We start from the raw sequence: 20,491 nt of genomic DNA on the forward strand, positions 1-20,491 counted from the left end.
CGATGCGCCGCGCTCTCTCCGCCGTAGGGTGCCGGATGGTCACGGCCATCCGGCACCACCGGCGCTCGGGCGACGGCGAACGGGGTGGCAACCCGGTCGAGTTGGCCGTGACCCTGCCGGCGATCCTGCTGATGCTGTTCGCCGCGATCCAGGTCGCCGCGGTCTTCGTGGCCCGCTCGACCGCGCTCAACGCCGCGCAGAGCGGTGTCAACGCCCAACGGCTGCACGAGGCCGCCCCGGACGCCGGTGCCCAGCGGGCGACGACCTTCCTCAACCAGGCGGGCGACTGGCTGGTCGACTGGAAGGAGCCGGGGCCCAGTTGTGTCACCACGGCCACCGAGGTGACCTGCACGGTGACCGGTCGAGCCCTGTCGGTCGTACCGGGTGTCACCTTCTCCGTTCAACAGAGCGCACACGGGACGGTGGAACGATGGACCGATCCATGAGCCGGGGCTCGGTCTCGATCGAGGTGGCCGTGCTGGCACCGGCCTTCGTGGCGCTGATGGTACTGGCCGGGGTCGCCGGTCGTACCGCCGTGGCCAGTGAGGCCCTGGAGGCCGCCGCCCACGACGCCGCCCGCGCGGCCTCGATCTCCCGGGACGCCCCCACCGCCCGCCGGGAGGCCCGGGAGGCGGCCCGGCAGCAACTCGACTGGCGCGGCATCGCCTGCACCGGCGCCCCACAGCTCACCTTCCGGGGTACGGTCGACGGCCGGTCCACCACCTTCAACGCGGCCTTCCGCAGCCGGGTCGGGCAGGAGGCATCCGTCACGGTGGAACTCGCCTGCACGGTGTCCTACCAGGACATCAGGCTTCCGGTGCTGAACAGGACGCCGACGGGCAACCGGATCACCGTCTCGTTCACCTCCCCCCTGGACCGCTACCGGAGTCGGGGATGACCGCCGGCCGGGGCGACGCCGGGCGGGTGAGCATCTTCCTCGCCGTAGCCCTCGTCGGGGTGCTGGCCATCATCGGCATGGCCTTCGACGGCGCAGGGCAACTGCGTACCCTCCAGCGGGCCGAGAACCTGGCCGCCGAGGCGGCGCGGGCCGGCGGGCAGGCCATCGACCGGGCCGCCGCCATCGAGGGCGGCCCCAAGCGGATCAACCAGCGGCAGGCCCGCCGCGCCGTAGCGGACTACCTGGCCGCCGCCGGGGCCAGTGGCCACACCGTCAGCTTCCCGGTGGTCGACGGCGAAACCCAGATCCGGGTACGCGTCACGGTCACCTACCGCCGGGCCATGCTCGGTCTCTTCGGCTTCTCCAACACCGTCACCGTCTCCGGTGAGGCGACCGCGCGGCCGCTGACCGGGCTCCCCTGAGAGAAGGAGGTCGTCATGGCCGCATCGGGTGGTACCGCCGTACGGCGCCTCGGTCGCATCCTGACCGGCTTCGGTGCCCTGGTCGTGCTGGTCGGCCTGCTGGTCGGCGGGCCGATCGCGTTGCTGGCCTTCGCCGGCAACCCGTTGCCGGACCACGTACCGACCCTGGCGGAGATCGGCACCACCCTGACCAGCCGGGACGACGGTCAACTGTTCCTGCGGGCGTTGGCCCTGGTCGGCTGGTTCGGTTGGGCCACCTTCGCCCTCTCGGTGCTGGTGGAACTGGGTGCCCAGACCCTGCGCCGACCCGCCCCCCGGCTGCCCGGGATGGGCCGACAGCAGCGGGCCGCCGCCGCCCTGGTCGGCTCGGTCGCGCTGATCCTCGTCGCCAGTCCGGCCGCCGCCGCCACCGCCGCGTACACCACCGGGCCGTACCAGGCCGCCCCCACCGCGACGGTCGCCTACGCCTCCTCCGCGACCGGCCTGACGGCGACGGGATCGGATATCCAGGCGACCGTACGGGCGGACCACGCCCCGGTCTATCAGGTGGCCAAGGGCGACTACCTGGGTAAGGTCGCCGACCGGTACCTGGACGACTTCGAGGACTACCGCGAACTGGCCACCCTCAACGGGCTGCGCAACCCGGACCAGATCCGCCCCGGCCAACTGATCAAGCTTCCGGCTCAGGCCCAGGACCAGGGGGTACGGCCGCACGCCACCGGTCGGCTGGTCACCCCGAAGGCGACCCCGGCCCGACCCTCGCCACAGCCGGGGTCGGCGACGCCACAGCCGAGCCAGACCACGCCGCAGCCGGGGTCGGCCACGACCGTGCCCGTCTCGCCGGAGGATCGGCAGCCGACCGCGCCCCGTGACGAGGCCGCCGAGGATCAGCCTCCGGTGGTGACGGTGGGCGCGGCCCGGGCCGGCGATCCCGACCGGGTGAACCGTCCGTTGGCCATCTCCGCCGTACTGGCCGTGGCCAGCATCGTCGGCGCGCAGATCGGCGCCGTGCTGGGCCTGCGCCGACGGCCCGTCACCACCACGGCCAGCAGCACCTGGCAGCACCGGCGCAGCAGCGCGCCCCGCGAACTTCCCACTGGCCGGCACCGCAAGGACTGAGGAACTGCCGATCCGGCGCCAGCGGCTCGCAAGTCAGGGCAGGCGTGCCTCGAGCTTGCCGTTGACCACGCGGGTGGGCAGGATCTGCTGGTCGTTCGAGGAGGGGCCGTGCACCACCTCGCCGCCGTTGAGGCGGAAGGTGCTGCCGTGCCAGGGGCAGACCACGCAGGCGTGTCCGTCGATCTCGCGTACCTCACCCTCGCCGAGCGGCCCGCTCTGGTGGGGGCAGCGCTCCAGCATCACGGTCACATCGTCCCCGTGCCGGTAGAGGATCACCGACACCTCGTCGACCTTGCGGGTGACCAGTTCCCGTTGGGGCAGGCTGGCCATCTCCCCGATGGTGTGCCACCCATCGCCGATCAGGTGCAGGTCGGAGACGGCGACATTCACCTGGGCACCCTGCTTGTACGCCAGGTGTCCACCGATGTACGCCCCGGCACTAGCGGCACTGAGTCCGAGGAAGCCCAGGGCGCGGCCGAGGCCGTGGCGGCCGGACAGCCGGGCGGCCAGCGAGCCCCCGTACAACACCAGGGCCACGCTGTTCGAGGCGGCGTGCACCAGGCCGACCCGGCGCTGGTCACGGGCCAGGGCCGCCCAGTCGTTGAGCCCCGCCACCGCGGAGGGCACGGCGCTGGCGGTGCCGACCGCGATGAGGGCGGTGGCCGCCCGCCGCTGACCCGGCAGCAGATCCAGTACGGCCGCACTCATCCAGGAACCGACCGTGACCTGCACCATCGCGGGGTGCAGCGGATGCCCCAGCCAGACCCCGTGCAGCAGATCCCGGACCCGCTGCCCCCGCAGGGTGCCCTGTACCGCGCGCTGCAACCGGTCGCCGAACCGGTCAAGGCGGGAGTTCTGCTCAATCTTCGTCAATAGCTCTCGCACGACTACCGACTTCCCACCCCAGGCCCCCCCAAACCGCCCCCCACCCCTCAATCTCCCCCACGCCCCACCCCCTCTCCCCGCCGATCTTGCACTTTTGGTCGCCGATATACCCCTTCCAGGCGGATTTGTCGAGGCAAAAAGTGCAAGATCGGCGGGGAGGGGCGGGGTGGGGGTGGGTGGGTTAGCCTGCTTCGGGTGGGGGAACAGGCGGGGGGCGTGGGGGCTAGGCGACGGACGGTGTTGGCTGCGGCCACGGCGGTCGGGCTGCTCGGCGGGGGGTGTGGTCCGGGCCCTTCATCAGCTGCCACCGAGTTGGATCTGGCGGGGCTTGTTGACGAGTTGACCGGGTCGTTGTCGGCGAACGAGCCGTACCGTGATCCGGATTCGGCGGAACGGCGTACGGCTGCGCGGGCGGCTCGGGCGCTGGTGGCCGGGGGCGACAAGACGGCAGGGGGCGACAAGACGGCGGAGGCCGACCGGCTCTTCGCCGACCTGGGGTTCCAGGCTCGGCACGGGGTCGATTCGGCTACCGGTCGGGAGTGCAGCAGCTACCTTGCCGGGGGTTCCGACAGCCGGACCTGGGGGGCGGTACTGGTCGACCGGTCCGCCACCCCCCGCACGGTGATCGAGGTGCCGCACCCCGGGTTCGACATCAACACCGAGAAGATCGGGCTGGCGTTGCACCGCCGGGTCCCCGGCAGTGTGCTGCTGGTCGCCGGTGCCCACCGGCAGGCCGCTGCCGGCGCCGCCGACGTGGCCCACAACAACCGTTCCCTGTTCCACAGTCTGGCCGTGACCTTCGCCGAGGCCGGCCTGGACGAGATCCAGCTGCACGGCTTCGCCGACCGCAATCTGCCCTCCTCGGACGTCGTCGTGTCTACCGGTTCGGCACCGACGAACCGGCTGGCCCGCCGGATCGCCGACAGCCTCTCCGAGCTTGGTCTGCGCACCTGCCGGTCCTGGGTACGCCGCTGCGGTCAACTGGAGGGACGCACCAACGAGCAGGGGCGCGCCGCCGCCGAGGCCGGGAGGGGCTTCGTCCACCTGGAGTTGAACTGGTCGATCCGCAGCGACTCGGCCACCGGCGACCGGGTGGTGGCGGCGCTGGCGGAGCGGCTCGCCGAGGACTGACCCCGACGAGCCGCCGCGAGGCTCACACTCGGCGGGCGGTCCGGAACCGCAGCGCCCAGTAGCCGGTGCCGTCGAGGATGGACTCGCCGCCCAGGTCACCCATGGTGGGCCCGTTGGCGGTGGTACGGCTGGAGATGAAGCGGTGGTGACCACGGTCGTCGACACCGAGGTAGATGCCCATGTGCTCGATGTTCGCGCCCTGGATCGGGCCGGCGTTGAAGAAGAGCATGTCGCCCGGGAGCAGACGGTCCAGCTCGCGGGCCCGCTTGCCGGTGTTCGGCATCAGCTGGGTGCCCGGTCCGACCGAGGCCATCGCGGTGGCCCGGCGGGGCAGGCCGGGACCGGCGTTGTTGGTGCCGAGCAGGGGGTAGCCGGCCCGGTAGCCGTACACCATCCGGACGAAGCCCGAGCAGTCCAGGCTGAGGAAGTGCGACGGGCTGGGCCGTTCCTCCTTGTCCGGGAAGCTCCACGAGATCCCCAGGTAGTCGTAGAAGTCGGAGTTCTCCGCCCGGCCGTCCGGGTCGATGTTCGACAGGGGGCCGAAGGCGGCGTCCCCGGAGTACTGCCGACCCTCCCGGTCCCGCTTGGGCTGGCCCAGGTAGGTGTACTCCATCGCCAGGGCGAGGATGTCCGCCGACCGGTCCTTACGCGCCTTGGCGAACCAGTCGATGAACCACTTCTCCTCCTCCGCCCCGGCCCGCCACTGGCGGGGGGCCAGCCGTACCCAGAACTCGGTGTGCAGCTTGGCCTTGGTGAACCGAGGCTCGGCGAAGGTCCGCTTCTTGCCGATCAGATGGACCGTACGGGAACCGTCGGTCATGATCGCGATGGTCTTGCCTTTGTCGTCGAGCACCTGGGTCCGGTCCGGGGCGGTCATCCGGATGTAGCGCAGCCCGCTGGTAGCCGCCGGGGTGGCGGCCTGTGCGGCCTGCGGACCCAGGCTCAGTTCGAGCGGAGCCGGGATGGAGTGCCGGACGGCCACATAGGTGAAGGTGCCGCCGCCGGCCAGCAGGGTGAAGGCGGCGATCACCATCAGCGCCGCCTGGCTGCGCGAGTAGGTCCGGTAGTTCATTCCCCGTTACCTCTTCGATCGGTGCTCAGGTGACCGGCACGAAGCCGGCCACGACGCCGCTCACCGCGACCCCGTAGGTGATGGCGGTGACCATGATGGTGGCCAGCACGGTGGCCTTCGGCGGCTGCCGGACGAGCTGGTAGGCGATCAGTCCCGGCGCGACGAAGCCCAGGGTCTGGTGGGCGAAGAGCAACGGTAGATCGCGTTGGACGATGATGAACAGCGTCATCTGCAGGAAAACGCTGAGCAGCACGATCGCGGCGAACAGTCGCTTGCCGTAGAGGATCACCATGCGCTGCATCAGCCGGGTCAGGCCGTAGGTGACCACGGTCATCACCACGATCACCCCGGCCTGGAGCGGGTCCTCGATCAGCGCCAACGCGATCCAGCCGGGCGTGATCATTCCGCCCGGGGACAGGTTGGTGGTCAGGTAACACAGCAACGCGAAGACCAGGCCGATGCCCAGGCAGGCGGTCGCGAGCTGAGCACTCAGCTCTCCCCCGAAAATCATCGCCGGATCCCTCCCAGGAAAACGGTCTCGGCGTCCACGTCGAACCCGGGCGTGCTCGGCGTACGCAACATCGATTCGGCGCGGTCACGGCCGCGCGGCTCCCAACTCGGCAGGGCGGCCAACTCGTGCAGCAGCACCTCACCCTGGCCGTGGATGTTGCCGACCGCGATCACCGAGCCGTCCGAGGCGGTGGCGGCCATCACCTCGGCGAGCAGCCGTTCGGGGGGCAGCTTGCCGCCCAGGTCGACCACCCGGCCCTGAAGGTCCGCCGGCACGTTGACCCGGGCGCTGCGGGTCATCTCGCCGATCAGCACGATCCGCTGGGGCTGTACGCGACCGGCCAGGGTGCCCATCTGCCCGTTGCGTTCCACCCGGTCCGGACGACAGTTGATCACCATGGTCAATGGCCGGTTGATCAACTGCTGCTGCTCCAACTGCTGGATGTTCATGAAGGTCGACTCGGGGTCGTTCGCGGCGAAGATGTTCGCGAAGCGCACCCGCTTGTCCTGGTGGAGCACCCGGGCCACGGAGAGCACCCCGGGGTCGGGGGGTGCCGCCCACATCCCGGCCAGGGCGCTGCGCCGGTCCACTCCCAGTTCCGCGGCGACGGCCAGGGCGATCGCCACGTTCTCCTTGAAGGTGATCCAGCCGAAGCCGGCCATCTCCTGGTCGGTCACCGACTCCGGGTCGACCGAGATCAGTCGGCAGTTCCGCTTGGCGGCCTCCTGTTCCAGGATGGCCAGCCGGTCCTTCTCGGCGGTGATGCAGATGCCACCCTCCGGCATGGACCGACTCAACGACCGGGCCACGTCGTCGAGGGTGGGCCCCATCTCGGCCAGGTGATCCTCGCGGACGTTGCACAGCACCCCGATGTTCGACCGGATCAACTTGCTCTGGTTGATCTCCTGAAGCGCCGGCATGACCGCCATGCACTCGATGACCAGGGCGTCCGGGTGGTAGACCGCCGCCCGCCGGACGATGCCGATCTGCTCCACCACGTTGGCGATGCCGAACTTGCGGTGCACCGGCTCCTCGCTGGCGTCCGGGAAGATGAACCGGGCCGCGGTGCCGGTGGTCTTGGCCACCACTACCTTGTTCCCCCCGCGCAGGGCACCGGCGCACAGCCGGGTGATGGAACTCTTGCCCCGAATGCCGTTGACCAGCACCCGGTGCGGGATGGTGTTCAGGTTGCGGTAGTGGTTGCGCTGCTCGATCACTCCCGCCACGACCAGGGCGAGACAGCACAAGCTGTAGACGGTGTACAGGTAGAACATGTCAGCCCTTCGTCCCCCGACCGGTGCCCGCCGCCGAACGCACCCTCGGCAGGACGGTGGTGCGGTCGGCCCCGGCGCCCCGCAGCCGCAGGGCCCCGCCGAATCTCGCCGAGCCGGTGTGCCGGACCTGGCGGCAGATCTCCAGACACATCGCGATCGCACCGATGTCGTCGTGCCGTTGCGGCGGCACCGGCAGCTCGACGTTGCCCTCGCTCATCCGGTCGGCGACATTCGCCAACCGACGCAGGGGCCGGACGAAGATGTAGAGCTGCCATACATGGGTCAGCAGCACGACCCCGACGGCCGCTCCGGCCATCAGCAGGGTCCAGCGCTGCTCGACCAGTTCCGGCAGCCGCAGCCCGGAGGTGTCCTGCTCGATCACGACCGCCCACTCCAGGTGGGCCACCGTCCCGGGCGCGGACAGGCCGGCGGCGGCGACCAGGGCGGGCTCCCCCTCGGCGGTACGTGACCGGCCGACCGTCCCGCCCGGCAGGGCCTCCACGGCGGCCTCCCGGACCAGGTCACCCTGCAAGGGTTGGAAGGCCTGGAAGCCCTCGGAATCCAGCACGGTACGCAACTCGGCGTCAACCACATAGGTACGCCCGCTGACCCGGCGCACCAGGCCCAGCAGCCGGTCCGGGTCGAACTCGCCGACGATCGAGTAGCCGTCGGCCATCTGGTTGTAGGCGTACACGACGGGTAGGCGCTGCACCGTCCGGTCCAGGTGGATGCCGATCTCGCCGGGCAGTGGCTCGACCGTACGCAGCGGACGGCGGCCCGCGCTGGCCAGCACTGTGCCGTCCCGATCCACCAGGTAGAGGGCCCGCAACCGATCGTCGGTGTCGAGTTCCCGGTCGAGTCGCCTGCCGGCCTGCTCCAGGTCCTGCACGTTGAAGCCGTACGAGGTCCGCGAGACCGTGACCAGTCCACCGTCGAGGAGGTTGCCCAGCGCGCTGCTGGCCTCCTCGGCACGGTTCTCCTCGTCGCGCATGAGTTGCACCGGAACGGTCGGGTCCGGAGCCCGCAGTCCGAGCGCGACGACCGCCGCCGGCCAGAGCAGGGCGATGACGAGGGCGACGCTGAGGCCCTGGAGCACGGTCGGGCGCCAGCGCCGGTCGGTGGGGAACTGCTCACCGGAGGTCAGGGCCAGGGCGCGGGCGATCCGGTGGGCCTCCCGGATGCGCAGCTTCGGCCGCCGGGCGGTGATGGCCCCGCAGGCGTCCGCCTTGGCCTGGCTGAGCAGCACCCGTACGGGCAGGAACAGCGACCTGCGCATGATCCAGAAGCTGAGCAGGCCGACGGCCAGCAGGCTGAGTCCCAGCAGCAGGCCCTTGCGCACCGAGGTTCCGGTGCTCACCTCGGTGGTGAGCAGGGAGACGATCACCAGGCCGGAGCTGCCCACCGGGGCGGAGGAGATCAGCAGTCGCCGGTCCGACCATTCCTTGACGACGACCTGTCGGCTCTGCCGGGAGCCGGCCTCGACCAGCCCCTCGAAGATCGCCGGCAGGTGGGCCGCCTCGACCGCGTTGGCCCCCTGCATCAGGCTGATCGTGCCGTCCGGGGTCAGGGCGTGGATGCCGTGTCCGGCGTCCGGGTTGAGTCGCAGGTTCCGCATGGTGAGCGGCTGGGTGGCCAGGACGACCCGGGTCTCGTCCAGCGCGATCCCGTACACCATGAGGGGTCCGTCGGCGTTGGTCACCGCCAGGGTGGAGCCGATCGGCAGTTCCGCGGGCAGCAGCTCAAGTGGCAGCTCCGTGCCCTTGGCCGTGATCACCTGCCGGGTCCCGGCGTCCATGATCAACGCCCCGCTGATGTTGCGTCCTCCGCTGATCAGGCGGTTCAGCAGCTCGGCGTCGGTGCTCTCGCCGCGGTTCTGCACCATCCGGGTCAGTTCATCGCGTCGGGCGGTGGCGTCCAGCCGGATGCTGGAGGCCAGCTTGGCGACGATGTCCCGCTGCGAGTCGACCACGGCCGGCAGCGCGCCGTGCTGGGCGTTCACCGCGAAGCCGAGGACGGCCGCGACGACGACGAACATCGTCGCCAGGAGGTAGACCAGGGAGGGGGCGTTGGTCCCCGCCGGGAAGGCCGCCGCCGGCAACTGCTGCTCCAGAGCACGGCGTCGCCATGCCACCAGTTGCGCCTGGTCGTTGACCGAACCGCCTATCGGCTGCTGTGGCGCACCTTGGGCCGAACCGCTTCGCACCTGAGGACAACCTTCCGGGGGTGGCCAGGCTGCCATGAAGACCTGTCCGCCCAGCTCAATGCCAGGCAGGGACGCCAGGCCGGGCAGATGCTAGCAAGGCTCACGTTCACCGAGGGTCCGGTATTTACGGTCAGGACCCCGGTCGCGCCCCCCGGACGACCAGCCCTTCGGTGTCGGCACCCCTGGTCAACAAGCTGCCCTCGATCCGGTCGACCGCCGCCTCGTAGATCGTGCGCCGCCCCGGGGGCAGGGCAGGATCGGCCAGTTTCCGCTCAAGATCAACCAAACGGATATCCGGATTAAGATCAACGAAGGTGGGAATGGCCTCAATGGCCACCACCTTCCACCGGTTCGTATCGCCCGCCGGGCCGAACACCGCTCGGATCATCACCCCGTCCCGGTTGGTGTTCACGGGCTGGGCATGCCGGGCGATGTGGTTGCCCATGCCGTAGACGATCCAGGTGTCCCCGATCCGCTCGACCGGCTGCACCACATGCGCGTGGTGCCCGAAGACCAGGTCCACATCGTCGATCTCGGCGACCGCGCGCGCCCAGGTCTGCTGGTCGACGTCGGGCTCGTGCTCGTACTCGGTGCCCCAGTGCAGGCTGACCACGACGATCTCCGCGCCGGACTGCCGGGCCGCCGCGGCCTCGCGCCGGATGGCCTGCGGGTCGATCAGATTCGACACCCACTCCTTGCCGGCGGGCGGACGCAGACCGTTGTAGCTCTTGGTGTAGCTGAGGTGCCCGACCTTGACACCCTTGACCTCGTAGATCTTGGCGGCACCGGCTCCCCGCTTGGTCCGGTAGCTGCCGGTGTGACCGAGGCCGACCTCATCGAGGGCGTCCAGAGTGCGCTTGACCCCCTCCATCCCCTGGTCGATGGTGTGGTTCGAGGCGGTCGAGCAGCCGTCGTACCCGGCGGCCTTGATGCCCTGCACGATCTCTCGGGGCACGCTGAACTTGGGAAAGCCGATGTACGGCCCACCCGGCGGGGCCACCGGGGTCTCCAGGTGACACAGGGCCAGGTCGGCTGCGGAGACCGTCTCGCGTACGTGCTCCAGCATCGGCCCGAAGTCCAGGCCGCCGGCACCGTCCCGGCGGGCCTGATCCCACAACTCCGGGTGTACGAGGATGTCGCCGGAGCCGATCACCGAGATCGTGCGACCGGAGACCTTCTCCGCGGCGGCGATCGGACGGGGTGTGCCGATCGGCGCGGGCTCCTCGGAGGACCAGGGTCCGAACACGTAGATGGCACCTGCGGCGACCGCCAGCGCCGTCACCGAACCCAGGATCGCCCGAAGCGTTCCGGAGAACCCGCCGCTGGACTCAGAGCTTCTCGACACTGCGACAGGCTAGACCGCCAGCCCGACCACCCGATCCCACCCCTGCGGGTCGGGATCGCTCGACTCCGTCACCCCGAAACGGCGGAATCAACCCGCCGCCGACCCCGCCATCCCGGCGAAACGGCTACGACCCACCGGCCCCGATCAAGGCGCCGGAGGCCCCGGCAGGGCCACCGGGGCGCCGGTCGGGGTGAGCAGGGCCCGAGCCGCCACGGACATCCGGCGTCGCTGCCCGACGGTGGCCCGCCGGACGAACACGTCGTAATCCTGCGCGGCCACCTCGTCCAGGATGCCCCCGTAGAGCAGGTACGCGGTGCGGATGCAGGACTGCGAGCCGGGCTCCAGCAGGAGCACCCCGGGGGCGGCGGCGGCGTAGTGGGCCTGGGCCCGGGTGACCTCGTACCGGATCAACTCACGCACCGGCTCGGTTGTCCGACCGGCGGCCCGGCAGGCCAGCAGATCGTCGCGGGTCACCCCGAACTTCGCCAGGTCCTCCTCCGGCAGGTAGGTCCGGCCCCGGTCCAGGTCCTCGGCCACGTCCCGGATGAAGTTGGTGAGCTGGAAGGCGAAGCCGAGCTGACGAGCCGGCTCCCGGGCCGCCGCCAGGGAGGGGCTGCCCAGGATCGGCAGCATCATCGTGCCGATGACTGCGGCCGATCCCTCCATGTAGTCCAGCAGGTGGTCATAGGTGCGGTAGGAGGTGACCGTCAGGTCCATCGCCATGCTCTTGAGGAACGAGGCGAAATCCTCCCGATCCAGGTCGAAGACGGCGATGGTGTGCAGCACCGCCGGCAGTAACGGGTCGTCGACCGGCTCGCCGTGCAGCCCGGCCACGAACCGCCCACCCCAGTCGTCCAGCAGGGCCGCCCGCTCGGCCGGCGGCAGCGCCTCCGTCTGATCGACGATCTCGTCGGCGTACCGGGTGAATCCATAAAGGGCATGAACATGTCGGCGTTTCCATGCGGGCAGCAGCCGGGTAGCGAGATAGTACGTGCGTCCGTGCTGTCTGTGCAGGTCACGGCACCGACCGTAAGCGGTGGCGAGGTCCAGATCCATTCGCCCTCCCAGGAATCGACGCACCAATCGACGCAACTAGAGACCCTAGGGTACGCTCAGCCGCATGGCCAACGACCGACTAACGGGTAACCTCCTTCGCGTGTTGCCTGAACAGCCGGTCGGTGGAGACGAACCGATTCCGGCCGTCCTGGCCGCGTACACCCGGGATCTCGTCCTCGCGGTGGAGCAGACCCTCGCCGGTTTCCTCGACGCCGAAGTAGCGGCGTTGGCCGCGATCGATCCGGCGATGGGCGGCTTCGCCGCCACGGCCCGTGACTGCGTTCTCGCTGGTGGTAAACGAGTCCGCCCAATCTTCGGCTACTGGGGATGGCGTGGCGCGGTCGGCGATGCCGAGCCGCTGGACACCGTGCTGCCCGCACTGGCCACCCTGGAGCTTCTGCACGCCTTCGCCCTGGTCCACGACGACGTGATGGACCACTCCGCCACCCGACGAGGGCGTCCCACCGCCCACGTGGCGGTGGCCGCCCAACACGCCGCAGCCGGCCGCAGCGGCGACTCCGGCCGGTTCGGCGAGGCCGTCGCGGTGCTGATCGGGGACCTCTGCCTGGTCTGGGCGGATGAGTTGCTGGCCCGCTCCGGGCTGGCCCCGGAGCGCCTGCTTCAGGTACGCCGCGGTTACGACCGGATGCGGGTGGAGACCATCGCCGGGCAGTACCTGGACGTCCTCGGTGAGAGCGATCCGCAGAACTGGTCGGTCGACCGGGCCCTGCGGGTGGCCCGATACAAGACCGCCAGCTACACCGTCCAGCGCCCCCTGCTGTTCGGGGCCAGCCTGGCCGGGGTCCACGACGACGCCCCACTGGCCGCCGCGTACACCCGCTACGGGCTGGCGGTCGGAGAGGCCTTCCAACTCCGCGACGACCTGCTCGGGGTCTACGGCGATCCGCGTACCACCGGCAAACCCGCCGGTGACGACCTGCGCACCGGCAAACCGACCGCCCTGCTGATGCTGGCCCGCGAGCTGGCCTCACCGGCCCAGCGCCGAGCCCTGGAGGGCAGCGGTTCGGTTTCCACCGAGCCGGAGGTGGCCCGCCTGGCCGAGATCGTGCTCGACACCGGGGCGGTCGGCCGGATCGAGCGGATGATCGACGAACGGGTCCAGGAGGCGGTGGCCGCGCTGGCCACGGTCACCATCGACGAGACCGCCCGCACCGCGCTGTTCGCCCTGGCCAGCGCAGCCACCGACCGGAGGGCATGATGGCCAGCAGGAGATCGTCGGCGCGCACGGTCGCCGGGCGTACGGATCGGGTGGTCGTGGTCGGAGCCGGCCTGGGCGGGCTGGCCTGCGCCCTGCACCTGGCCGGCAGCGGGCGGCAGGTCACCCTGCTGGAACGCGAGCCGCTGCCGGGTGGTCGGGCGGGCCGACTCAGTCTCGACGGGTACGAGTTCGACACCGGGCCGACCGTGCTGACCATGCCCGACCTCATCGCGGAGGCTCTCGGGGCGGTCGGGGAGGAGTTGAGCGACTGGCTCGACCTGGTCCCCCTGGATCCGGCCTATCGGGCCTACTACCCGGACGGGTCGACCCTGGACGTGATCACCGACACGGCCCGGATGGCGGCGGAGATCTCCCGGGTCTGCGGGCCCCGTGAGGCCGACGGCTACCTGCGGTTCGTCGACTTCGCCCGCAACCTGTGGCGGCTGGAGCGGGCCGACTTCATCGAGCGCAACTTCGACGCGCCGACCGACCTGCTCACCGCCAACCTGCTCAAGCTGATGGCCACCGGGGCCTTCCGGCGGCTGCAAACCAAGATCGACCAGTTCTTCCGCGACCCGCGTACCCGACGCATCTTCTCCTTCCAGGCGATGTACGCCGGGCTGTCGCCGCACGACGCCCTGGCCATCTACGCCGTGATCGCGTACCTCGACTCGGTCGCGGGGGTCTACTTCCCCCGCGGCGGGGTCCACGCGGTCTCCCGGGCCCTGGCCGGGGCGGCGGAGAAACACGGCGTACGCATCCGGTACGGCACCACGGTGACCCGGGTGGAGACCGCGAACGGTCGGGCCACCGGGGTGCTGACCGCCGACGGCGAGTTCGTGCCGGCGGACGCGGTGGTGCTCAACCCCGATCTGCCGGTGGCCTACCGTGACCTGCTCCCGCCGGCCCGCCAGCGCCGGCTGGCCTACTCGCCCTCCTGCGTGGTGCTGCATGTCGGCTCGACCCAGGGGTACGGGCGGATCGCCCACCACAACATCCACTTCGGCCGGGCCTGGAAGGGCACCTTCGACGAGGTGATCCGGCGGGGGGAGCTGATGACCGACCCCTCCCTGCTGGTCACCAACCCGAGCCGGACCGATCCGGCGGTGGCCCCGGCCGGTCGGCACACCTACTACGTGCTGGCCCCGGTGCCCAACCTCGACCGGGCCCCCTTCGACTGGCGCGGCGACCTCACCGCCCGCTACACCGACCAACTGATCGCCACCCTCGAGGAACGCGGCTATGTCGGCTTCGGCGCCGGGGTAGAGGTGCTCCAGGCGATCACTCCGGCGGAGTGGGCGGAACAGGGCATGGCCGCGGGCACTCCCTTCGCCGCCTCGCACAGCCTGTTCCAGACCGGCCCCTTCCGGCCGGCGAACCTGCACCGGTCACTGCCCAACGTGGTGTTCGTCGGTTCCGGCACCCAACCCGGGGTCGGCGTCCCGATGGTGCTCATCTCCGGCAAACTCGCCGCAGGCCGGATCACCGGGGCCGACCGGTGAGGTCGTACGGTACAGCGCAGCCGAACCCCGAAGTCGCGAACAGAGGTATGCACTGATGTCCCCGTCCCGGGAGAGTCATCTGGTCGAGTTGGTGGACGAGACCGGTCAGCCCATCGGCTCGACCACGGTCGCTACGGCCCACCAGCCCCCCGGCCGGCTGCATCGTGCCTTCTCCGTGCTGCTGGTGGCACCGGACGGTCGGGTGCTGCTGCAACGTCGAGCCGCGGTGAAGACCCGGTTTCCACTGCGCTGGGCCAACGCCTGCTGCGGCCATCCCCAGCCGGGTGAGTCCCTGGCCGAGGCGGCCAACCGGCGGCTGGCGGAGGAGTTGGGGGTCGGGCCGGTCCCGCTGACCGAGGTCGGGGTGCACATCTACCGTGCCGAGGATCCGGCCACCGGACGGGTCGAGGTCGAGTACGACCACGTCCTGCGCGGCGAGTTCGAGCCGGAAGCGCCCCTGCACCCGCAGCCCGCCGAGGTCGCCGAACTCCGCTGGGCGGATCCGGTGACCCTCTCCGCTGAACTGATCGAGGACCCCGAGGCGTACGCCCCGTGGCTGGGCGGGGTGCTGGACCGACTCCTGCGCCCGTCGGGCCCGGCCCAGTTGCCGGCCAGCGACGCGTCGGAGCGGTCGGGTGGTCGATGAGGCGCTGAGCGCCGGGGCGGTAGCCCGACGGTTGGGTATCGCAGTCACCACCCTGCGCACCTGGCACCAGCGGTACGGTCTGGGGCCTAGCCAACACGTCCCCGGGCACCACCGGCGCTACACCACGGCCGACCTGGCCCGGCTGGAGGTCATGCGGCGACTCACCGCGGACGGTGTCAGCCCGGCGGAGGCGGCCCGCTGGGCCCGGCAGGCCCCGGAGCCGGGGTCCGTCCGGACGCCGCGCCCGGTGGGGTCGACGAAGGCCCGAGCCGGTGGCGGGGCCACCATCCCGGTGCACCGGGCCGGTCCGGTGGCCCGTGGCCTGGCCCGAGCCGCGATGCGCCTGGACGCCGAGGCGATCAGCGAGACCATCACCCGGGCGATCGCCACCGACGGGGTGGTCGACACCTGGGACCACCTGCTCCGCCCGGTGCTGGTCGGCATCGGGGAGCGGCACGCCGCCACGGCTGCCCTGGTCGAGGTGGAGCACCTGATCTCCCGGTGCGTGTCGACCGCCTTCGCGGCGGTCGTGGCGGCCCGTCCCGCTCCGGCCGGGCAACCGCCCCGCATCCTGCTCGCCTGTGCCGACGAGGAGCAGCACAGCCTGCCCCTGGAGGCGCTGGCAGCGGCGCTGGCCGAGGTCGGGGTCAACCATCGGATGCTCGGCGCCCGGGTGCCGCCGACGGCCCTGCTGGACGCGGTAGAGCGGACCGGGCCGGCCGCGGTGATGATCTGGTCACACATCCGGGCCACCGCCGACCCGACCCAGCTCAACGCGCTGCTCAGTGCGCCCCGCCGGCCCCTGCTGCTGCTTGCCGCCGGGCCGGGTTGGCGGGTCGACACCCTGCCCGCCGGGGTGGTGCACCTCGGCGATCTGGCCGAGGCGGTCGAGCTGGCGATCTCCGTACGCGACTCGCTGGGCCGACCGGCCGCCTCCTGAGCCCGCGCCCACCTCCCCTACCCGCCGCTATCCGCCGAAAAGGGGTGAACTAGCGTTCGAGGCTTGCATACCCGAACCCCTCTCGGGAGCGAACGATGCATCCTCGTCTGCTGCGCACCTGCCTGACCGGGCTGACCCTCCTGCTGCTGGCCGGCTGCGGCCCGGGTACCTCCGAGCCCACCCCGGCCCCCACCAGCCCGCCACCCTCGGCCGCCCTGCCGCCGGAGGCGGCGGCCCCCAGCCCCACCGCCTCCCCCAAGCCCCGGTTGCGGCCCCTGCCCGCCAAGCTGCCCGCCGGCCTGGTGCGCACCACCGGCGGTACGAAGGTGGCGCTCACCTTCGACGACGGTCCGGACCCGGCCTGGACCCCGAAGGTGCTGGACCTGCTGAAGGCCGCCAAGGTCAAGGCCACCTTCTGTGTGGTGGGTACCCAGGTCCGCAAACATCCCGAGCTGGTCCGGCGGGTCGTCCGGGAGGGGCACCAGCTCTGCAACCACAGCTGGAACCACGACCTGGACCTGGCCCGGCGGCCGGTCGCCGAGATCCGCGCCGACCTGGCCCGGACCAACCGGGAGATCCGGCGCGCGGTGGCCGACGCGAAGGTGCCGTACTACCGGCAGCCCGGCGGTCGCTGGACCGCCGAGGTGGTCAAGGTGGCCAAGCAGTTGGACATGCGATCCCTGCACTGGTCGGTCGACCCCCAGGACTGGACCCGACCCACCGCCGCCACCATCCAGAAGCGGGTGCAGCGGGCCGCCCGGCCCGGCTCGGTGGTCCTGCTGCACGACGGAGGCGGCAATCGGGCCGCCACCCTGGCCGCCTGCCCCAAGGTGATCGCCGCCCTCAAGCGCGACCACGGGATCACCCGACTCCGCTAGCACCCCGCTGACCTGCGGTTTCGGGAGCTTCTGCGGCTGGAGGCATACCGGTTTGGTCGTCCGGTCAGACATCACGTATGCTTTCCAAGCCTCCGGCGGGGCCGGATGGGAGCAAGTCCGCACAGAGTTGCGAATGTGCAATGATGGCGGGGCCGCCCTCATCGTCTAGCGGCCCAGGACGCCGCCCTTTCAAGGCGGTAGCACGGGTTCGAATCCCGTTGGGGGCACGGTCCGGCTTCGGCCGGATGCAACACTAGCTAGGTCCTGTGGAGCAGTTGGAGTGCTCGCCGCCCTGTCAAGGCGGAGGTCGCGGGTTCAAGTCCCGTCAGGACCGCAAGCGCTGACGCCGCGCCATTCGCGCGGCGTTCTGCGTATCGGGACAGGTGACCCGTTCGGTGGCGCTCCCGCCAACCGGGTAACATGACCCGAGCACCACGGCCAGGTAGCTCAGTTGGTACGAGCGTCCGACTGAAAATCGGAAGGTCGGCGGTTCGACCCCGCCCCTGGCCACATAGCCTTTCGCCGGGCTACAGAGGTCCCCACCAGCGGAAACGCAGGTGGGGATCTTGCTATCTGCCCTGATCGCCGATCATCCGCCGTGGCCTTCCTCACACGGCCTCAGATCACGGCGGACGAGGGAAATCCAGGTGCTGTCTCAGCGGTGCCCCGCCGAAGCTCAGCTCGTTGCCGTCCGGGTCGTAGAAGTCCGCTTTGCGTACCCCGTTGGGGTAGGTCTCCCGCTTCGCTGGCTCGACCCCCCGGTCCGCGGCAGCGGCGACGAACCCGTCGAGGTCGTCCACGAAGATGGTGAGCAGCGTGTGGCCCGCATGGGCCGGTCGGTGCTCGATGAAGATCGACCGGTGTTCGGCCAGCTCCCACACGGCTTCCGTGTCGCTGGCCACGTAGGACGGCGGAACGCCGAGAAGCTTCTCGTACCAGGCCAGGGCGGCGGGATAGTCGTCCACCGAGATGCCTGCGTAGATGTCGACTGGCATCGACACATCGTACTTGCCACCAAGCAGGGGCAAAGCAGTCAAGTGCCCCTGGGCTCATGGCCACCGGAGCAGCTAGTCCTGTCGCCAGAGATACCAACCCACCGCGGCCCCGACAAGAAGCAGGGCCACCGCGAACAGCGCTCTTGCCGCCGCCGAGGGCATCGGGATGAAGAAGGGCACCTGCTGGGGTCGGGTGCTGATCTGGGATCCGCCCGGTCGGCTGGTGTTCACCTGGCAGATCGGCCCGGATCGGGCGCCGGTGCCGGACCCGGCCCTGGCCAGCGAGGTTGAGGTGCAGTTCACACCGGCGGCAGCGGGCACGCTGGTCGAGGTCACACACCGGCATTTCGACCGGCATGGCGAGGCGGCCGAGGGCTACCGGCAGGCCCTCACCGCCGGCTGGTCCGAGCTGCTCTCCCGGTTCGCCGCGACAGTCGTCGACCGCCCGGGGTGAGGCCGGGCCGCGCGAGCCTTCAGGTGGATCGGTGCCGCAGGGTGGCGATGGTCGACCCGGCGAGGGTCAGCAGGCAGTCCGGCAGGAGTCCGTCGGCCGCCGCCGCACCGAACAGCGCCCGTCCCGTCTCCAGGTCGGAGTTGGCGTACGCGCTGACGAAGCGGGCCACCCACCGGGCGTCGTACTCGGCCTGGTCGATGCCGGGGAAGTCCAGGGCGCAGGCTCCCGGGGGCACCGGGTCACCGACCATGGTCGCGGCCAGACACCAGGCCACGTCGTACGCACCGGTCAGGCCGTCCCGGTCGACGACCGCATCGAAGGTCCCCACCACGGCGTCGGAGTCTCCGTCGAGCGCCGAGCTGAGGATCGCGGTGGCGTCGGCAAGGGTCTGCTGTGGCGAGTCGGTCACGCACCGCACAGTAAGTGCTCCGGTCAAGGAACCCGCTTGTGTCACTCTCCGCACATACGGGAGGCGACCTGCGGATAGACGGCCCTCCACGGTCCCGTCGCCCTTCGCGGCACGTTAGTCTGCGCAGCGGACCTTCGCGGAGGAAGGACGACAATGCACATGTCACGCGGCACGCGGAGCGCTGTTCTGGCGGTCTGCGCCACGGTCCTGCTCGCCACCAGCGCCTGCGGGAACGATGAGCGCGAAGAGACGACCGCCCAACAGGTGCGCCTCTACGGCACCGACGGCAACATGTCGAACTCGTACGCGGAGGAGCTGGGAGATCGTGCCAACCTGGTAGACGGTATGAAGGGCACCATCCCCCTCACACCGCTCTCGGAGGACTTCAAGAAGCGGCTACTGTCCGTGGATCCGAGTCTGGACGGTTTCCTCTACTCCGCAGAGGCGTACGACGCGGTGGTGATCAGTGCTCTCGCTGCGGAACTCGCCGGCACCACCGATCCGCCGGCCATCGCCAAGCAGATCGTCGGGGTCACCAACCACGGCACCCGCTGCGGGGCGGTGGACCAGTGCCTCCAGTTGATCCGCGACGGTGAGGACATCGAGTACCGCAGCGTCTCGATCACCCGGGCCGGGTTCACCGACGCCGGTGAGCCGGCGACCGCCAGCTACGCCACCCAGCACTTCGACGGGCAGCAGCTCAACGACGCCAAGACGGAGTTCGTCGGCGCCGGTGACGAGTCCGCCGCGAGTAGCAAGCGACCGCCGCGCGGCAGCGCCCAGTCCAGCGGGGCACCTCTGGTCTTCGGCGGGTTGCTGCCCAAGAGCGGCGACCTGGCGATCGCGTACCCGCCGCTGGCCGCTGGTGCGGCACTGGCGATCCAGGAGATCAACGCGGCCGGTGGGGTGCTCGGCGAGGAGGTGGTCTGGGTCGACGGTGACGACGGCACCAACCCGGCGATCGCCAAGGAGACCGTGGACCGACACGTCCGGGCCGGGGTCCACGTGATGATCGGCGCCGGCGGCTCCGGCATCTCCGCCGCCGTCCTGGAGGACGTGGTCAAGGCGGGCCGGATCCTGTTCTCTCCCTCCAACACGGCGGCCAGCCTGACCGAGGTGGACGACCGAGGGCTCTACTTCCGCACCGCCCCGCCGGACGGGCTGCAGGGCCGGGCCCTGGCGGACGTGATCCTCCGGGACGGCCCGCACAAGATCGCGATCGTGGCCCGCAAGGACTCCTACGGTGAGGGCCTTCAGAAGACCGTCCAGGGTGAGCTGGAACGGGCCGGGTTCGGCGGCGACAAGGTGAAGCTGCTCAACTACCAACCCGGCGAGGAGGCCGACGCCGCCCCGATCGACTTCAGCGAGGGCGCCAAGGAGATCAAGGATTTCGGTGCCGACGCCATCCTGATCATCGGTTTCGGTGAGTCCGCCGCGGTCATCCGGGCACTCGCGGACGCGGAGGTACCCCTGGCGGCGCTGGGCCGCTGAGCCGACCTGAGGACAACCGGAAAGGTCCGCACCGACCAGGT

General features: G+C 70.7%; 21 protein-coding genes and 3 tRNA genes. 15 read left to right on the top strand and 9 right to left on the bottom strand.

Translation table 11 applies throughout. The annotated features are described in order from the left end of the window. Positions 1-2: 2 nt before the first annotated feature. From ACGFIK_RS09470 to ACGFIK_RS09485, 4 genes are read left to right on the top strand one after another with little or no spacing between them, the layout of a single operon-like run. Positions 3-446 (top strand): TadE family protein, encoded by a 444-nt coding sequence (locus ACGFIK_RS09470; protein ID WP_393338685.1) that lies wholly within the window; start codon positions 3-5, stop codon positions 444-446. Next, a complete protein-coding gene (locus ACGFIK_RS09475; protein WP_393338687.1) occupies positions 431-898 on the top strand; it encodes a TadE/TadG family type IV pilus assembly protein in 468 nt (155 codons plus the stop codon). The genes ACGFIK_RS09470 and ACGFIK_RS09475 overlap by 16 nt, the downstream gene beginning before the upstream one ends. Next, a complete protein-coding gene (locus tag ACGFIK_RS09480; RefSeq protein ID WP_393338690.1) occupies positions 895-1,320 on the top strand; it encodes a pilus assembly protein TadG-related protein in 426 nt (141 codons plus the stop codon). The genes ACGFIK_RS09475 and ACGFIK_RS09480 overlap by 4 nt, the downstream gene beginning before the upstream one ends. 15 nt (positions 1,321-1,335) lie before the next feature. After that, the gene (locus ACGFIK_RS09485) at positions 1,336-2,439 is read left to right on the top strand and encodes a LysM peptidoglycan-binding domain-containing protein (protein ID WP_327023328.1); all 1,104 of its coding nucleotides are present in this window, start codon (positions 1,336-1,338) and stop codon (positions 2,437-2,439) included. Between the two features lie 33 nt (positions 2,440-2,472). On the opposite strand, the gene ACGFIK_RS09490 is transcribed toward ACGFIK_RS09485, so the two are convergent. Then, entirely contained in the window at positions 2,473-3,324 is an 852-nt protein-coding gene (locus ACGFIK_RS09490; RefSeq protein ID WP_327023329.1) for a Rieske (2Fe-2S) protein, read from the bottom strand. Positions 3,325-3,519: 195 nt separating this feature from the next. Between ACGFIK_RS09490 and ACGFIK_RS09495 the strand changes: the two genes are divergently transcribed. After that, the gene (locus tag ACGFIK_RS09495) at positions 3,520-4,455 is read left to right on the top strand and encodes a hypothetical protein (protein ID WP_393338693.1); all 936 of its coding nucleotides are present in this window, start codon (positions 3,520-3,522) and stop codon (positions 4,453-4,455) included. A gap of 22 nt (positions 4,456-4,477) precedes the next feature. Here ACGFIK_RS09495 and ACGFIK_RS09500 read toward each other — a convergent pair whose 3' ends face one another. The 6 genes from ACGFIK_RS09500 to ACGFIK_RS09525 all read right to left on the bottom strand — a co-directional run bounded on the left by ACGFIK_RS09500 (position 4,478) and on the right by ACGFIK_RS09525 (position 11,916). Beyond that, a complete protein-coding gene (locus ACGFIK_RS09500) occupies positions 4,478-5,527 on the bottom strand; it encodes a C40 family peptidase (protein ID WP_393338695.1) in 1,050 nt (349 codons plus the stop codon). Between the two features lie 25 nt (positions 5,528-5,552). Beyond that, positions 5,553-6,038 carry a poly-gamma-glutamate biosynthesis protein PgsC/CapC gene (locus tag ACGFIK_RS09505; protein ID WP_327023332.1) on the bottom strand — a complete coding sequence of 162 codons (486 nt, stop codon included), beginning with the start codon at positions 6,036-6,038 and terminating at the stop codon, positions 5,553-5,555. Continuing rightward, positions 6,035-7,312 carry a poly-gamma-glutamate synthase PgsB gene (pgsB, locus tag ACGFIK_RS09510; protein WP_327023333.1) on the bottom strand — a complete coding sequence of 426 codons (1,278 nt, stop codon included), beginning with the start codon at positions 7,310-7,312 and terminating at the stop codon, positions 6,035-6,037. The genes ACGFIK_RS09505 and pgsB overlap by 4 nt, the downstream gene beginning before the upstream one ends. A 1-nt stretch (position 7,313) precedes the next feature. After that, positions 7,314-9,515: a HAMP domain-containing protein gene (locus ACGFIK_RS09515; RefSeq protein WP_393338699.1), complete on the bottom strand. Its 2,202-nt coding sequence runs from the start codon at positions 9,513-9,515 to the stop codon at positions 7,314-7,316. Positions 9,516-9,645: 130 nt separating this feature from the next. Beyond that, positions 9,646-10,860 (bottom strand): CapA family protein, encoded by a 1,215-nt coding sequence (locus ACGFIK_RS09520; RefSeq protein WP_327023335.1) that lies wholly within the window; start codon positions 10,858-10,860, stop codon positions 9,646-9,648. Positions 10,861-11,004: 144 nt separating this feature from the next. Next, on the bottom strand, positions 11,005-11,916 hold the full coding sequence (locus tag ACGFIK_RS09525) for a phytoene/squalene synthase family protein (protein WP_327023336.1): 912 nt from the start codon (positions 11,914-11,916) through the stop codon (positions 11,005-11,007). Positions 11,917-11,980: 64 nt separating this feature from the next. Between ACGFIK_RS09525 and ACGFIK_RS09530 the strand changes: the two genes are divergently transcribed. The 8 genes from ACGFIK_RS09530 (at position 11,981) to ACGFIK_RS09565 (ending at position 17,611) form a co-directional block, all read left to right on the top strand. Beyond that, positions 11,981-13,135, top strand: a complete 1,155-nt coding sequence (locus ACGFIK_RS09530; protein ID WP_327023337.1) for a polyprenyl synthetase family protein — start codon at positions 11,981-11,983, stop codon at positions 13,133-13,135. Then, the gene (gene crtI / locus ACGFIK_RS09535; protein ID WP_393338702.1) at positions 13,135-14,637 is read left to right on the top strand and encodes a phytoene desaturase family protein; all 1,503 of its coding nucleotides are present in this window, start codon (positions 13,135-13,137) and stop codon (positions 14,635-14,637) included. Before ACGFIK_RS09530 ends, crtI begins: the two co-directional genes overlap by 1 nt. 55 nt (positions 14,638-14,692) lie before the next feature. Then, positions 14,693-15,283, top strand: a complete 591-nt coding sequence (gene idi, locus ACGFIK_RS09540) for an isopentenyl-diphosphate Delta-isomerase (protein WP_327023339.1) — start codon at positions 14,693-14,695, stop codon at positions 15,281-15,283. Beyond that, positions 15,273-16,223, top strand: coding sequence for a MerR family transcriptional regulator (locus ACGFIK_RS09545; protein WP_327023340.1), 951 nt, complete (start codon positions 15,273-15,275; stop codon positions 16,221-16,223). The genes idi and ACGFIK_RS09545 overlap by 11 nt, the downstream gene beginning before the upstream one ends. A 95-nt stretch (positions 16,224-16,318) precedes the next feature. Beyond that, entirely contained in the window at positions 16,319-17,101 is a 783-nt protein-coding gene (locus ACGFIK_RS09550; protein WP_327023341.1) for a polysaccharide deacetylase family protein, read from the top strand. A 154-nt stretch (positions 17,102-17,255) separates the two neighbouring features. After that, positions 17,256-17,328 (top strand) — tRNA-Glu (locus tag ACGFIK_RS09555). 33 nt (positions 17,329-17,361) lie between these two features. Further along, positions 17,362-17,435, top strand: a tRNA-Asp gene (locus ACGFIK_RS09560). Positions 17,436-17,537: 102 nt separating this feature from the next. Beyond that, positions 17,538-17,611 (top strand) — tRNA-Phe (locus ACGFIK_RS09565). Positions 17,612-17,724: 113 nt separating this feature from the next. On the opposite strand, the gene ACGFIK_RS09570 is transcribed toward ACGFIK_RS09565, so the two are convergent. Beyond that, complete coding sequence (locus ACGFIK_RS09570) at positions 17,725-18,096, bottom strand: VOC family protein (protein WP_327023342.1); 372 nt, start codon at positions 18,094-18,096, stop codon at positions 17,725-17,727. Between the two features lie 166 nt (positions 18,097-18,262). Between ACGFIK_RS09570 and ACGFIK_RS09575 the strand changes: the two genes are divergently transcribed. Beyond that, a complete protein-coding gene (locus ACGFIK_RS09575) occupies positions 18,263-18,550 on the top strand; it encodes an SRPBCC domain-containing protein (RefSeq protein ID WP_327023343.1) in 288 nt (95 codons plus the stop codon). 19 nt (positions 18,551-18,569) lie between these two features. Here the strand turns inward: ACGFIK_RS09575 and ACGFIK_RS09580 are convergent, their stop codons facing one another. Then, positions 18,570-18,959: a hypothetical protein gene (locus ACGFIK_RS09580; protein WP_327023344.1), complete on the bottom strand. Its 390-nt coding sequence runs from the start codon at positions 18,957-18,959 to the stop codon at positions 18,570-18,572. A gap of 153 nt (positions 18,960-19,112) precedes the next feature. On the opposite strand from ACGFIK_RS09580, the gene ACGFIK_RS09585 reads away from it, so the two are divergent. Further along, complete coding sequence (locus ACGFIK_RS09585; protein ID WP_327023345.1) at positions 19,113-20,450, top strand: ABC transporter substrate-binding protein; 1,338 nt, start codon at positions 19,113-19,115, stop codon at positions 20,448-20,450. Positions 20,451-20,491: the final 41 nt, after the last annotated feature.

Origin of the sequence: Micromonospora sp. NPDC048871, from assembly GCF_043198155.1 — a bacterium.
Taxonomy (GTDB): domain Bacteria; phylum Actinomycetota; class Actinomycetes; order Mycobacteriales; family Micromonosporaceae; genus Micromonospora.